This window comes from Streptomyces sp. TLI_146 (assembly GCF_002846415.1).
In the GTDB taxonomy this organism is placed as follows: Bacteria; Actinomycetota; Actinomycetes; order Streptomycetales; family Streptomycetaceae; genus Streptomyces.
On sequence record NZ_PJMX01000001.1, the window covers coordinates 723,521 to 737,745 of the forward strand.

At 71.6% G+C, this 14,225-nt stretch carries 11 protein-coding genes and 2 pseudogenes; 5 read left to right on the forward strand and 8 right to left on the reverse strand.

Features of this window, described 5'->3' with window-relative positions:
• Positions 1–2: 2 nt before the first annotated feature.
• Genes BX283_RS03285 through BX283_RS03310 form a run of 6 tightly spaced genes read right to left on the reverse strand, consistent with a single transcriptional unit; the run spans position 3 to position 4,878 of the window.
• Complete coding sequence (locus BX283_RS03285; RefSeq protein WP_101386153.1) at positions 3–770, reverse strand: thioesterase II family protein; 768 nt, start codon at positions 768–770, stop codon at positions 3–5.
• Positions 767–2,488 carry a non-ribosomal peptide synthetase gene (locus BX283_RS03290; RefSeq protein ID WP_101386154.1) on the reverse strand — a complete coding sequence of 574 codons (1,722 nt, stop codon included), beginning with the start codon at positions 2,486–2,488 and terminating at the stop codon, positions 767–769. The genes BX283_RS03285 and BX283_RS03290 overlap by 4 nt, the downstream gene beginning before the upstream one ends.
• Positions 2,481–3,491, reverse strand: a complete 1,011-nt coding sequence (locus BX283_RS03295; RefSeq protein ID WP_101386155.1) for a TauD/TfdA family dioxygenase — start codon at positions 3,489–3,491, stop codon at positions 2,481–2,483. The genes BX283_RS03290 and BX283_RS03295 overlap by 8 nt, the downstream gene beginning before the upstream one ends.
• On the reverse strand, positions 3,488–4,330 hold the full coding sequence (gene ddaH / locus BX283_RS03300; protein WP_101386156.1) for a dimethylargininase: 843 nt from the start codon (positions 4,328–4,330) through the stop codon (positions 3,488–3,490). The genes BX283_RS03295 and ddaH overlap by 4 nt, the downstream gene beginning before the upstream one ends.
• Positions 4,331–4,333: 3 nt before the next feature.
• Positions 4,334–4,546 (reverse strand): MbtH family protein, encoded by a 213-nt coding sequence (locus BX283_RS03305; protein ID WP_101386157.1) that lies wholly within the window; start codon positions 4,544–4,546, stop codon positions 4,334–4,336.
• Positions 4,543–4,878 carry a hypothetical protein gene (locus BX283_RS03310; protein WP_101386158.1) on the reverse strand — a complete coding sequence of 112 codons (336 nt, stop codon included), beginning with the start codon at positions 4,876–4,878 and terminating at the stop codon, positions 4,543–4,545. Before BX283_RS03310 ends, BX283_RS03305 begins: the two co-directional genes overlap by 4 nt.
• 358 nt (positions 4,879–5,236) lie before the next feature.
• On the opposite strand from BX283_RS03310, the gene BX283_RS03315 reads away from it, so the two are divergent.
• Both BX283_RS03315 and BX283_RS41360 read left to right on the forward strand, forming a co-directional pair.
• Positions 5,237–6,214, forward strand: coding sequence for a LuxR C-terminal-related transcriptional regulator (locus BX283_RS03315; RefSeq protein WP_101386159.1), 978 nt, complete (start codon positions 5,237–5,239; stop codon positions 6,212–6,214).
• A gap of 296 nt (positions 6,215–6,510) precedes the next feature.
• Positions 6,511–6,914, forward strand: a pseudogene (locus BX283_RS41360) (serine hydrolase).
• An 86-nt stretch (positions 6,915–7,000) separates the two neighbouring features.
• Here the strand turns inward: BX283_RS41360 and BX283_RS03330 are convergent.
• Together BX283_RS03330 and BX283_RS03335 are read right to left on the reverse strand one after the other, a co-directional pair.
• Entirely contained in the window at positions 7,001–7,903 is a 903-nt protein-coding gene (locus BX283_RS03330) for a GNAT family N-acetyltransferase (RefSeq protein WP_101386162.1), read from the reverse strand.
• A 314-nt stretch (positions 7,904–8,217) separates the two neighbouring features.
• The gene (locus tag BX283_RS03335) at positions 8,218–9,297 is read right to left on the reverse strand and encodes a serine hydrolase (RefSeq protein ID WP_218976501.1); all 1,080 of its coding nucleotides are present in this window, start codon (positions 9,295–9,297) and stop codon (positions 8,218–8,220) included.
• A gap of 196 nt (positions 9,298–9,493) precedes the next feature.
• Between BX283_RS03335 and BX283_RS41365 the strand changes: the two are divergent.
• The 3 genes and pseudogenes from BX283_RS41365 to BX283_RS03345 form a co-directional block, all read left to right on the forward strand.
• A pseudogene (locus tag BX283_RS41365) lies at positions 9,494–11,335 on the forward strand (DNRLRE domain-containing protein); the annotation flags it as partial.
• A gap of 1,701 nt (positions 11,336–13,036) precedes the next feature.
• Positions 13,037–13,543: an amidase domain-containing protein gene (locus tag BX283_RS41370; protein ID WP_257584230.1), complete on the forward strand. Its 507-nt coding sequence runs from the start codon at positions 13,037–13,039 to the stop codon at positions 13,541–13,543.
• 2 nt (positions 13,544–13,545) lie between these two features.
• A complete protein-coding gene (locus tag BX283_RS03345) occupies positions 13,546–14,052 on the forward strand; it encodes a hypothetical protein (protein WP_101386165.1) in 507 nt (168 codons plus the stop codon).
• Positions 14,053–14,225: the final 173 nt, after the last annotated feature.

Genomic DNA, 14,225 nt, shown 5'->3' on the forward strand with positions numbered 1-14,225 from the left:
CGTCAGTGGGTGGTGGCGGGAGCGCCGAGTGCGGCGATCCGGGTGGGCAGGGCGTTCCAGAGGGCGGGGGTGTAGAAGTGCCCGCCGGGCAGCACGTCGTGGCGGAACGCGCCGGTGGTCAGACTCGCCCAGCGCGGGCCTAGGTCGTCCCCGATGACCGGGTCGTCCGCGCCCGAGAAGACCTGCAGGGGTACGTCGACGCGGGTGCCGGGGGCGAAGGTGAAGGTGTCGCGGGCCCGGATGTCGGCGCGCATCAGCTCCACGGCCATCTCGGTGAGTTCGGGCTCCTCAAGGACGTGCGCGGGCAGCAGGCCGTGGGTGCGCATCCAGTCGAGGAGTTCACCGTCGTGCTGGCTCTGCGCGGGGAACCGGTCCCGCTCGCTCAGGCCCTGGTCGGGCGCGTTGCAGGCGGAGACCACCAGCGCCTGCGGCACCGGGGTGCCGGCCGCCGCGAGGCGGGCGGTGACCTCGAAGGCCATCCAGCCGCCCATGCTGTGCCCGAACAGGATGTACGGGCCCTCGGCCGCGACCTGGGCGACGGCGTGCGCGGCGTCCGCCGCCAGCTCGTCCCAGCTTTCCGCGCACTCCTCCAGGAAGCGGCCCTCACGCCCCGGGTAGCAGACGGCCACCAGGTCGGTGTCGTCGGGCAGCGCCGGGATCCAGGAGTGGAAAGAGGCCGTGCCGCCGCCGCAGAAGCCCAGGCAGACCAGGGTGCGGGCGGGTCGGGTGCGCTGGGTGAGGCGGACCACGGTGGTGTCCTGGGCGCTCATGAGGCACCGCCCGCCCGGACCGACTCGGCGTGCCGGGCCAGATCGCTCAGCCGGGGAAAGCGGTAGACGTCCTTGGTCGGCAGGACGATCCCGGTGGCCCGTTTGAGCCGGGCGACCACCCGCAGCGCCACCAGCGAGTGGCCGCCGAGCGCGAAGAAGTTCTCGTCCGCGTGGACGCTGCCGCGCCCCAGGACCTCCGCCCACACCTCGGCGATGAGCTGCTCCAGCTCGCCCTGTGGTGCCCGTCCCTCGGGGGTGGCGACTGCCGTGACGTCGGGCAGCGCGGCCGTGTCGACCTTGCCGCCGGGGGTCAGCGGCAGCGCGGGGAGGGTGACGAAGGCCGAGGGCACGACATGGCCGGGCAGCGTGGCCGCGCAGTGCGCACGCAGCTCCTCGTCGCTCACCGACGTGTCCGGCGCGACGACGCAGTACGCCGCCAGCAGGGTGTCCCCGTCCGGGCCGGTGCGCAGCGCGGCGACGGCGGCGGTGACCCGCGGGTGCTCGCGCAGCCGGTCCTCCACCTCGCCCAGCTCCACCCGGAAGCCGCGGACCTTGATCTGCCGGTCCGTACGGCCGAGGAACTCCAGCGTGCCGTCCGGTAGGCGGCGCACCCGGTCGCCGGTGCGGTACATCCGGCCGCCGTCGGCCGCGAAGGGGTCCGCGACGAACCGCTCGGCGGTCGGCCCCGGGCGTCCGGCATAGCCGACGGCCACGGCCGGGCCCGCCAGATACAGCTCACCGGTATCGGCCGGGGCCAGCGTCTCGTCGAGCACATGGGCGCGTATATGGGCCAGGGGCCGGCCTATGTGGGGAACGGACCCGGAGATGGGGGTCACGGTGGCGTCGACGGTGCACTCGGTCGGCCCGTACAGGTTCCAGGCGTCCTCGCCTTCGGCGAGCGACCGCCACATCCGCTGCGGTACGGGTTCGCCGCCCAGCAGCAGCCGCAGCCCGCGCCCGCCCAGCCGGGAGCCGACGAGCTGCCAGTGCGAGGGGGTGAAGTCCACGTCGGTGACGGCGTGTTCGTCGAGCAGCGCCGCGAGGCGCGCCGGGTCGGTGCGGTCGTCGTCGGAGAGGAGCACCAGGGTGTCGCCCCGGCAGACCCGGACCCACTGCTGCACCGAGGCGTCGAAGGACAGGCTGGCGTTCCAGCCGACCACGCGGTGCCCGGCCGGGTAGACGCCGCGCTCCTCCAGACCCGCCACCAGCGCGCTCACCGCACCCCGGGTGACCTCGACGCCCTTGGGGCGGCCGGTGGAGCCCGAGGTGTGGATGACGTACGCCGCGTTGAGCGCGCCCACGGCCAGGTCGTCGAAGCGGTCCTGGCCCGCCTCGTCCGTCCCCTCCGGCCCCAGTACCGGCAGGCCGTCGGCCCACGGCAGGGCGCCGGTGTCCGTCACCACCGCGCGCAGTCGCGCGTCGGCGGCGGTGAAGGCGAGCCGGTCGGCGGGGTAGGCCGGGTCCAGCGGCACATACACGGCCCCCGCCCGCCATACGGCCAGCGGCGCGACGGCCCAGTGCACCCCCCGGCGGGCGCTGACGCCCACCCGGTCACCACGGCCGACGCCCAGCGCCCGCAGCCGCCCGGCAAGACGGGCCGTGCGCTCGCTCAGCTCGGCGAAGGTGAGGGAGGCGTCCGGGGCGTGGATCGCGATCCGGTCCGGGACCGTCGCCGCGGTGGCGAGGAAACGCGCCACCAGGTCCTGCGGCTCAGCCATGGGACACCACCGGGGCGGGGGCGACAGTCGGGGCGCAGTCGCTCACCGCGACCGGGTCGCCCATGGCGACCAGGATGCGGCGCTCGCCCCGGTAGGGGTCGCGGGCGTGCGCGGTCAGGACGTTGTCGACGAGCATCAGGTCGCCCGGCTGCCAGGTGTGGCGCACGGTCGCCCGGTCGTAGGCGGCGTTGACGGCCGCCAGGTCCTCGGCGGTGAGGGGGACGCCGTCGCCGATGGCGGTGGAGAACGGCAGGCCGTCCGGGCCGAGTTCCTCCACCAGGACCTCGCGGATGTCCTCGTCCAACGAGAACGGGCTCCAGAACGCGAGGTGGTTGAACCACACCTCCTCACCGGTGTGCGGATGGCTGATGATGCCGGGCCGCACCTGCCCGGTGCGCAGATGACCGTCCTCGCCCCACTGACAGGAGATCAGGTTCTCGGCGCAGTACCGCTCGACGTCCTCGGCGCGCTCGGCGCCGAACGCGGCCTGCCAGGCGACCGACAGGGTTTCGGAGTAGTTCCGCGTCAGCACCCAGCCGTACGCGCGCATCCGCTCGACCAGCTCGGGCGGCAGCTGGCGCAGCACCTCACGGCAGTCGGCGACCGGAGTGGCTCCGCCCTCCTCGGGCGCGGTCAGGCAGCCGAAGAGCAGCAGCCCGGGGAAGGTCAGGGTGTAGCTGTTCTCGTTGTGCGGCCGGATCGCCTGGGCGGCGGGCAGGTCGGTGGAGGAGAACACGCCGCTGCCGTAGTCGCTGCGCGGGGTGGCCTTCTCCCGGTAGGGGGTCGCGGTCGCAATCAGCTCGTCGCGGACCAGCGCGAAGTCCTCCACGCTGCGGATCGGCAGGCCGCGCAGGTAGACCGCGCCGAAGCGGTGGAGTCCGGCACGCAGCTCCTCCCAGTGGGCGGCGAGCCAGTCACGGGCGGCCGCCGCGTCGGCGAGCTCGGGCGCCTCCACGGTGGCGGGGGTGCCGGGCTCGGTGAGCCACTTCAGTGCGTCGCTCATCGCGCACCGCCCGGCGCCGCCGTGGCGTGACGGAGCTCCAGAGTGCAGCACTTGACGCTGCCGCCGCCCTTCAACAGCTCCGACAGGTCGACACCGATCGGCGTGAAACCACGGCCGGCGAGCCGGTCCGCGAGGTTGCCGGCCGTCTCGGGAAGCAGCACATTGCGCCCGTCCGACACGGCGTTGAGCCCGAACACCTCCGCGTCGGCCTCCTCGGCGAGCAGAGCGTCGGGGTACAGCTCGCGCAGCACCTCGCGGCTCTCGGGCGAGAACGCGCCCGGGTAGTACATGACTTCGTCGTCGTCGAGGACGGCGAGCGCCGTGTCCAGGTGGTAGAAGCGCGGGTCGACCAGGGTGAGGCTCACCACGGGTGCGCCGAGCACCCGCTCGGCCTCGGCGTGCGCGGCCAGGTCGGTACGGAAGCCCGTACCCGCCAGGACGCGGCCCCCGGCGACCAGGTAGTCGCCTTCGCCCTCGTTGGTGTGGCGGGCGGCGTGCACCACCGGGTAGCCGTGCCGCTCGAACCACGCCTGGTAGGCGGGGGCCTCGTCGGTCCGCTCGGCGTGGCGGAAGTTGGCGACCAGGACGCGGTCGTCCAGGACGGTGGCGCCGTTGGCGGAGTACACCATGTCGGGCAGACCGGGCACCGGGTCGATCAGTTCGACGGTGTGGCCGAGCTCTTGGTACAGCGCGTACAGCCGCTCCCACTGCAGTACCGCGAGCGCGGTGTCGGTCGGCTTGGCCGGGTCCATCCAGGGGTTGATCTTGTAGGTGACGGTGAAGTGGCTGGGGCGGCACATCAGGTAGTGCCGGGGCCGGGCGGTGCGCTGGATCGTCATGGCTCAGGCCTCCTTGGTCGCGGCGATCAGGCTGGCCGGGCGCAGATCGGTCCAGGTCGTCTCGATGTGGTCCAGGCACGCCTGGCGAGCGGCCGGGCCGTGGGTGGTGTGCCAGCCGGCGGGTACGGCGAGCGAGGCGGGCCACAGCGAGTGCTGGTTCTCGTCGTTCACCAGGACGAGGTAGACGGCCTCTTCGTCCTCGAAGGGGTTGGTCACGGGTACTCCTCTTGTGTCAGCGAAGGAAGGTCGGGGCAGAGGGGGTCGGTCAGGGGCGGGACGGCGGCGATGCGCCAGCCGCCGCGCAGCGGGGACATCGCCAGGCCTCTGCGGCAGATGGCCAGCGCCGTGGAGCGGGTGCTCCCCGCCCCGGTCGCCGCGATGAACAGCCCGAGGTGGAGGCGGCCCGGCCCGTCGGCCTGGACGCTGATGTGTTCCAGACGTTCGCCGCGGGCCGCCGCCGTCCACAGCAGGTCGACCAGGTGGGCGCTGTCCGCCGCGCTGATCTGCGCGGCATCGGCCGCGTCAAGGGTGATGACGGTCAGCTCCACTGCGGAGCACGTCAGTGCCGGGCCGGGCCGTGACCGGCCACCGCGGAGGTCGTAAGGAGGGCATACGGGCAGGAAGAAGTCATGGAGATGCCTCGGCAGGAAGGGGAGGGAGAGTCTTCGGTGACCGCCCGGCGCTGCGCCGCGGCGATGGCTCCATCCTGATCGGCGCCGCTCCCCGTGGGAACAGGTTTTGGCTGGTCAGAAGCGGACAGGCCGCTTTGTGACACCCCGCCGAGCCCCTCGCATATGCGTGTAGACGCGAGATCTATGGGCTGTAGATGGACGCGTCCCACACTGGTCGCGGATCGCGCGGAACAGCGGGTCCACCGGGGAATCGGCACACGATGGGGGTAGGGGAATGTCCACGACGCTCGGCCTGGAAGCACTGGACCGGACGGTGTACCAGATGATGCTCGACCGGCCTGCCCTGGGCGTGGCCGAGCTCGCCGCCGAGCTGGCTGTCGCCCCGGACCAGATCCATGCCTGTCTCGACCGGCTGTTCGCGCTGCAACTCGTACAGGCGTCGTTCGAAGCGCCCAGCCGGTTCACCGTGGTCGATCCGGTGCTCGGGGTGAAGCGGCTGCTCGACCAGCAGCACGACGAACTGCTGCGGCGCCAGCACCAGATGGCCAGCAGCCATCAGGCGCTGGTCCGCATCCTCGCCGGCTCGGGCGGCCCCGCACAGCGAGCGGACGGGGTCGAACTCCTGGCCGGGCCGGACGCGGTACGGCGACGGTTGGAGCGGCTGGCCCTGGAGGCCCGGCACGAGATCCTCACCTTCCAGACGGACCTCCCCCAGCCGCCGACGGCACTGCGGACCGTCCACGAGAGCCATGCGCACGCCCTGCGGCGCGGGGTGGCGGTCCGTACCGTCGGCCCGGACAGCATCCGCGACGACGCGACGACCGTGGCGCACACCCGCGCGCTGGTCGCCCAGGGCGGCCAAGTCCGCACGGTGGCCACGCTTCCGACCCCACTGGTCGTGGTCGACGGCACGTACGCCCTGGTCCCGGTGGACCCTGCCGACAGCGGCAAGGGCGCGCTCCAGCTCGCCGCCCCCGGCATGATCGCTCCCCTGCTCGCCCTGTTCGAGCAGGTCTGGGGCACGGCCGTCCCGCTGGTCGGCGACCCTGCCGGAGCCGGCCGCGTGCCGAGCGAGCAGGAGCGGGCCCTGCTCACCCTGCTCGCCCAGGGCCACACCGACGAGTCCGCCGCCCTCCAACTCCACATCTCGGCCCGCACCGCCCGCCGGATCATGGCATCGCTCAACGAACGGCTGGGCGCCCGCAGCCGCTTCGAGGCGGGACTGCGGGCGGCACGGCTCGGCTGGGTGTGACCGGGGGTACCGACCCGGCCGGGGCCGGCAAACCAAGGTGTGACCATGGTGGTTGAGTCCCTGCGGCACCTGGGTGGAAGACACCGCGGGTAGCGGTGGATCGGTGGACGGGCTGCGGCGCCGGGACCCGTCATCTTTCCCGGCGTGCCTTCGCCGGTAGTTGCGCCGCCGGCGCATTCACCCTCGCCACCGCAAACGCGACCGGTCGATCGGCTGCGGCGCCGGTCGGCAACGTCAGTGGCCTCCATGCCGCGATCAGCGGCCTCGAGCGCCCCCAAGCCGCCTCCTCCCAGCTGATGGTGAACTGGCTGAAGGGGCACTGGTACGGCACCGCAGGCGCCGCCGACCTCACGAGCGGACGGCCGGCACGAGCGGATGACCGATTCCGTGCGGGGAGCGTGACCAAGGCTTTCGTCGCGACAGTCGTTCCGCAGCTGTGGGCCGAGGGCCGCCTCGATCTCGACGCACCGATCACCCCCGGCCCTTGGTCGACACCGTGACGTACGACTCCCTCAAGTTCACTCCCGGCACCAAACAGGAGTACCGGGGCATCAACTATGTGTTCTTGGCCCTGCTCATCGAAGAGCTGACCGGACAGCGCTATGGCGATGCGATCGCCCACCGCATCCTGCCCCCTCGGGCTGACCCGCACCCTGATCCCGGCAGACGCCCCCGGGGCGCCTTGGGCACCAGCGCGTGAAGCCCCGGCGCGCGGAAGGCTCGCCGCCAGGGCGCCCTGGGTGAGCAGAGCCGTGAAGACCTTCTCCGAGGATCCGAAGGAACAGCCTAGGAGCCCGTACGGGCGGTGGGGTGGAAGTTGATGCGCTCGCGCACCACGGGGAAACCTGCCTTGGTGAAGTTCGCGGCCATGGGGAAGTTGCCCCGGTCCGTGGCTGCGGCGATGGCCTGCGCACCCTGTTCCACCAGGAAGTGGGTGCACTCGGCGAGGAGGTCGTAGGCGTAACCGTGGCCACGGTGTTCCGGCAGGACGCCGATGTAACCGATGATCGGCCCGGAGGGGTTGTGTGCCGGGATATGGATGCCGGCCAGTTCGCCTTCCGGGGTGCGGGCGAGCTGCCACCACTCTCGCGGGGACGGGCACCAGTGGAAGAATTCCAGCTCTTCCCGCGCGGCCTGGTCCAGGCCTCCCTCCTCGATGGCCTTGAGCGCGTGGGCGTCCAGCGTGGATGCGTGAATGCGGCGCAGCGCGGCGAAGAAGACCGCGTCGTCGGGCTCGGGGCCGAAGAGGAGGCGTCCCGGCCGCTCGGGCAGCCCGTGTTCCGGGGTCCAGCGGTACAGGAAACGCTCCACCAGGAGCTCGTAACCGGCGGCCCGGGCGGCCGCGAAGCGCGTTTCGGCGGCCGCGACCAGGGCGGGCCGCTCACGCCAGTCTCCGGGCAGGTTGAGCTCGAGTTCGACCTGCCATGGGGCGGAGCGCAGGAGTTCGGCGCCCGCCTCCACCTCGCCCTCGGCGACGTCGAACCAGTTCAGGTTGACGGGTTCTGCGTCATCGGGGCCGCCCCACCAGGCGCCGCGAGCGACGACGACGCCGTCGCGCAGGGCCACTCGCTTCCAGTGCGGGCGATGCGTGGTCTTCTCGTGCGCGGCACGGGCGTTCAGCGGGTCGGGGTGTGCGTCGAAGAGATGAGCGTCGCTCTCGTCGAGCGTGCGGATGACCGTATCGGTCATGGGTTCCTCCGGGATCGCGTACTAACAGGAGCGCTCCCGGTCGGATCAGAGGTGCCACACCGGGGTAGTGGGGAGGGAGCGCTGGATGACGGTGAACTGCACGGCACTCGCCTCCTTCCATTGGCCTCACGCGGTGTGGTCCGGAGCCAGACGTTACTTGATCACCGACGGTCCCGTCCACGGAAATCACGAACCGTGCCGACGAAGCCCCCCGGCCGTCTCTCCCGGATCGCAGGGGGCCCGGCCGCCCCGGCAACGGCACCTCGCCGCGTCGCCTCGTTGCCGGGACCACGGCGCCGCAAGCGGGTTCGCTGTCAGAGGGCGCAGTAGGCGTTCAGGGCGGCTTCCTGGGTGTGGGCCTGGCCCGGGGTCCCCTGGAGGAGGTGGTTCTCGTTGTTGGGCTCGACCACCTGCTTGGTGCCGTCGTCGCTGGTGAGGTGGAGGCTGAAGTAACCGGGGACCGCGCCGTTGTGGTACCAGGCTGTGCGGCCGCAGGGGGTGTCGATGCGCATGAGGCCCAGACCGTATGCGGCGCCTGTCGTGCCGGTGGGGACGGTGGTCTTGAGTTCGGCCTGCTGCGCGGGAGGCAGCAGGGTGCCGCCGACGAGGGCGCGTTCGAGGGTGCCCAGGTCGTCGAGGGTGGAGACGATGGCACCGGCGGTCTGGGTGGCCTGGACGCTGGTGACCGTCATGTCCAGGATGAGCGGCCCGGCCAGGAAGTAGCCGTGCAGGTAGTTGCCGTAGAGATTGTTGTCCGTGGTGGGCAGGGTGGTGTCGGCCAGGCCGAGGCGGTCGAAGATCCGGGTCTTCATCTCAGCGGCGGGCTCGTTGCCGGTCACAGCACGGATGATCATTCCGGCCAGCACGTAGTTGGTGTTGGCGTACTCCCACTTCTGGCCCGGCTGGGCGTTCGGCGGGCGCTTGCGCAGCGCGCCGTCGACCAGCCGCTGGGGCGTCCAGTTGGGGTTGACGGTGTATCCGTCGATGTTCATGGTGTAGTCCGGCAGGTTCGACGTCTGGTTGAGCAGTTGCCGGATGGTGATCTTCGAGCCGTCGTAGCCGTTGGCGTTGACGGCGTTGGGCAGCCACTTCGCCACCGTGTCGTCGAGGGAGAGCAGGCCGTCGGCCTCCAGCAGCAGGACGGTGGCGGCCGTGAAGGACTTGGTGTTGCTGCCGATGCGGAACTTCGCCTTGGGATCCGCGGGAACGCGGGTGCCGCGGTCACCGACGCCCGCCTGTATGTACTGGGCCCGGCTGCCGTCGCGCACCATGCCGACGATGCCGGGATAACCGTCGGCGATGCCCTTGTCGGCTCCCGACTTGAGGGCCACGGCCGCCTCCGGAACCGCGGCGGCCGCCGGGGTGATACCGGCAGTCAGGCCGAGGCCGCACACCGCGGCAATGACGCTTGCGGGTCTCGGCGCGCCCTGGCGCTGTCGGCGTCGGTGGTGTCGTGATCAGCATCACTCGTCACTAAGGACCGATATAAGCGGTATATGTCGGTAATGGCGTCAAGAGAGCATCAACCTCTCCTTTAATCTCTCCAATTGCTTTGTGATCTCTTGACCAAGGATTGCCATTTCCATGAACATAGCTTCGCCGGCCCGCTGGGCCCGACGAGCACGAAGAGCTACGGGGACGCTGCCGCGCGCAGCGGTAGTCGCACTGTCGCTGACCCTGGTGGGCACGTCCGCCACGGCCGCGCCGCTGCTCCCGTCCAGCCCTCGGCAGACCCCCCGGGCCACGCCCACCCCGTCGCACGCGGCGGACGTCCCGTCCGCCCTGGCCGCGGCCAAGCGCTCGGGGAGCAGGGTGGAGGCGCTGTCCGAGCGCAGCCAGACCTCCACGACCTGGGTCAACCCGGACGGTTCCCTGACCACCGAACTGACCGCGGGCCCCGTCCGCTTCGACCGGAACGGCTCGTGGGTGGCCGTCGACACCGACCTGGCCGAACAGGCCGACGGCACGGTCGCGGCCAAGGCACACCCCGCCGCCCTCACCCTGGCCGGCAAGGGCGGCAGCCGCGCGCGATCCCTGAGCGCCGCCCGCACGGCGCCCGCCCGTGACCTGGTCACCCTCGGCGAGGGCGAACGGCAGGTCACCCTCCAGTGGAAGGGCGGGCTGCCCGAGCCGTCCCTGCGCGGCAACCGAGCCACCTACGCCGACGCCGTGCCCGGCGCCGATGTGATCGTGGAGGCCACCCGGACCGGTTTCGAGCAGTACGTCGAGATCAAGCAGCGCCCGGCCGCCAAGGACTACAGCTATACCCTTCCGCTGCGCGCCAAGGGGCTGCGGGCCACCCAACGGCCCGACGGCAGCGTGCTGTTCACCGACCGCAAGACCGGGCACGAGCGGGCCGTCATGCCCGCGCCGGTCATGTGGGACGCGACCGTCGACGAGCGCTCCGGCGAGCACACACGGCGGGTGCCGGTGCGGATGAAGGTGGAGCAGAAGGGCGCCTCGCTCGACCTCGTCGTCACCCCCGACCCGGCCTTTCTCGCCGACCCCGCCACCCGCTACCCCGTCACGGTCGACCCCTCGACGTCCGCGCTGAGCAACGTCTTCGACACCTACGTCCAGCAGGGCGAGACACGCGACTGGTCCACCGACACCGAACTCGACTTCGGCAACCCCGGTACCAAGAACGCCAACGGCACGCCGCGCATCGCCCAGTCGTACATCACCTGGGGCACCGCTCCCATCGCCGACGCCCTGGTGAGCAGCGCCAAGCTGAGCCTGTGGAACTTCCACTCGGCCAACACCGACTGCAAGGCGCAGCCCTGGCAGGTGTGGGCCGCCGACGCGGCCACCACCGCGAGCCGCTGGACCAACCGGCCCGCGCTGCGCACCAAGTCCGCCACGTCCTCCGAGACCAAGGGCAACCCGTCCTGCGGCGCCGACGGGTGGATCAACGCCGACGTCACCTCGCTCGTGCAGTCCTGGTCCTCGGCCAAGGCGCCGCAGGCGACGATGGGCCTGACCGCGGCCGACGAAGCGTCCGTGGCGCAGTGGAAGCGCGTCAACTCCGCGAACGCCACCAGCAACCCGCCGAAGCTCACGGTCACGTACAACTTCCGGCCGCGCTCGGGCAGCAACCGCCAGGCCGGTCCTCCCTACGTCAAGGACGCCTCGAACACCTGGCAGGTCAACACCACCACCCCGACCCTGCGCGACACCTTCTTCGACAAGGACGGCGACCGCGTCAACGGCACCTTCGAGGTCGTCGACGCCGCCACCGGCAAGCGGGTGGGTGACTACCTCGTGTCGCCGTACGTGGACTCCGGGCGGGCCGCGGCGGTGACGCTCCCGGACGGACTGCTCAAGGACGGCGGCACCTACCGCTTCCGCACCAGCCCGTACGACGGCAGCCACTACAACCTGGCGTGGTCCGACTGGGCGACCTTCACGGTCGACACCTCCCGCAGCCCCGCCAAGCTGCCCGACATGCCGCAGTCACTGGAGGCGGGCGCGACCGACACCCTCACCCCGCTGCTGTCCGGTCTGGTCTCCAACCCGGCACAGGGCCGGGTGCGCGCCGAGTTCGTCCTGCGTGACGCCGACGGCAAGCAGCTTCCGGGCGTGACGGTCCCCGAGGCGTGGGTGGACAGCGGCGGCCGTGCGGCTGCCCGGGTCCCCGCCGGGGCGCTCAAGGACGGCACCGCCTACCTGTGGGCGATGCGTGCGTGCACCGAGGCGGGCTGCTCCGCCTGGTCCTACGAGGAGGAGCTCACCGTATCCGCGGGGCCGGCGCCGCAGCCGCCGACGACCACCTCCGTGACCCTCACCGGTACTGCCGCACTGCAGGACGCCACCGTGGGCATCGGTACGCGGGCCTGCGCCGAGGGCTGTTCGGCCGTGAACGACGCCCGTCTGACCCTGGGCGGCGGCACGGACGCGGAGCGGGCCGTCTGGATCAAGCCGGACCTGACCGCGATACCCGCGGGGGCCCGCGTGACCAAGGCGCGGCTGCAGCTCACTCCCGCCGAGTGCGGCACAGCCACCTGCGCCGCACGGCCGGTCGAGATCTCCCAGCTGGTCGAGCCGTGGGCGGCGCCGTACAGCGGCACCGCGCTGCTCAGCCTGCTGGACGACGCGCCCTTCGCCGAGGCCGCACTGCCCGAGGCCCAGGACCTGGCGCCGATGGTGCAGTCCTGGCTGGAACAGGGCCCGGTCGAGGGCTTCGCGCTGCGGTTGCCCGCTGCCGAGCGCGGTGCGGTCGTGGCCTACCACTCCAGCCGTTCCACGGACGCCGCGAAGCGCCCGCAGCTGGTGATCGAGTACGTGGTGCCGAAGGCGCCGACCGCTCCGGAGGACCTCAAGGTCACCGCCGGTGACGGCGGCCTGCTGGCCACCTGGAACCCGCCGAGCGACCTGGGGTCGGCGTCGGACGGCGCGGAGTACGACGTCGTCGTCACCAAGGCCGACGGCAGCCAGGCCGCGAAGGTCACCACCTCGGAGCCGCGTGCCGTGCTCGCCGGCCTGGCCAACGGCACCGCCCTGCGCGTGGCGGTCAGCGCCCGCACCGCCCATGGCGCGAGCGCTCCGGTCACCTCCGAGGCGAAGACCCCCGCGGCGGTGCCCGGCGGGGCGGCCGCCTACCGGGGCATCGTGCAGCAGTACCTCGACGCGCGCGCCGCGATCCTGCGCGGCACCCAGCCGACGGCGGCAGCCGCGCTGGCAGCCAGCTCCGCCGGGGCCTCCTTCCAGGACCTGCTCAACGGTCAGTCCGCCGACCTGATCGAGACCCGTGAGTCGCTCGCCCGGCACGGCAGCCGCTATACGGAGATGACCAACACCCTCTCCGAGGTCCTGGTCGGCATCGACGACAGCGGCACCGTGTTCCTGCGCGCGCTGATCGACGACAAGGCCGTCCTGAGCAAGGGCGGCACGTCCACGGAACCCGAAGAGGGCCGCCGCGAGCAGCGGTTCACCTTCAGCACCAACAGTGGTGCGCCGCTGCTGCACCTGGAGGCGGACGCATCCGCCGCGGAGAAGGTCCTGTCGAAGTCGGCGGCCGCCGAGAACGGCCTGGAGGTGAGCGCGGACGCCGAAGGTCCGATCAGCGAGGTGCCGGACGTACCCATCGAACTGGACGCCGAGGGCTTCCCCGTCGAGGCACCCCCGGTGAGCGGGATGGGCGTGCTGCGCGCCGCCCAGGTCAGCGGCTCGGGCACGGCCAACTGGGCTTCGCGCAACCTGGGCACCAAGTGGGAGTACGGCCAGGACTGCACGAACTTCGTCTCCAAGGCCCTCTACTACGGGGGTGGGATGAAGACCAGGGGCGGCGGTCGCAAGCACGATCGTGCCTGGTGGCAGCAGTACTATTTCTTCGGCACCGTCAAGAACAAGAGCTACACCTGGTCGGGTGCCGAGAACTTCCGCCGCCACATGATCAACTATCGGGGGGCGCAGTTCATCCACTCGGTGAGCGCACGCCCTGGTGACATCGTGCTCTTCAAGTGGAAGAAGGAGCGGGTGTACAACCACGTCGCCGTGGTCTCGGCCAACCGCCATGGCGTCCAGCTCCTGCAGCACGGTGGCGTGGGACGGACCAGCCTGGCCGCGGCGATCGCCCGCTACCGCAAGAGCAGCAACTACATCGAGCGCGTCATCATCCTCCGACCGAGGTCACGCAGTTGATCATGAAGATGCCGAAGAAGCCCTTCGTCCTCGCCCTGCTCGCGGGCGCCGCCACGACGGCGTGCACCTCGGACGCGGCGAACGACTACCAGAGCGACTACTCCCGCCACGAACCGCTGCGCGTGGTGGGCTACCCCTCGCGGGGCAGCCTGGAGGTGGTGCAGAAGACGGTGTGGCGCCTCAAGGACGGCAAGGCCGAGACCCTGGCCGATCTCGCCGTCGAGGACGGCAAGGCCGCCGACACCACGGCCCGCAACTGGATCGGGGCGTTCGGCAAGGCCGCCGCGGGAAAGGTCACGGCGGACTTCTACGACGAGGGCTCGACCCGGCAGGTCGTCGTGCTGTACTTCGCCGCGACCGGCCAGAAGAAGGCCATCGAGGTACGCATCGGCGGGGACGACACCTGGGGCGTCACCCTCGACGAGACCGACCCCGCCGAAGCGGCCAAGGCACCCGACTGGGCGCCCGCCACCCCCGGCGGCACCGGCTCCCACTCGAGCGGCAACTGAGCACATCCACGCGCCCCGCACCCCTGGCCCCGCGGCCGGGGGCGCGGGGCGCTTCGTCGTTCTCGCCCCCCGTGCAAAAGGGTTTGGCCGAGGTGAGGCCCCGCTGCTACTTTCGCGGTGGACCGTGAATTCGTCGTATGGAGGTGAGCCCCGTGAACACAGTTACCCAAGGG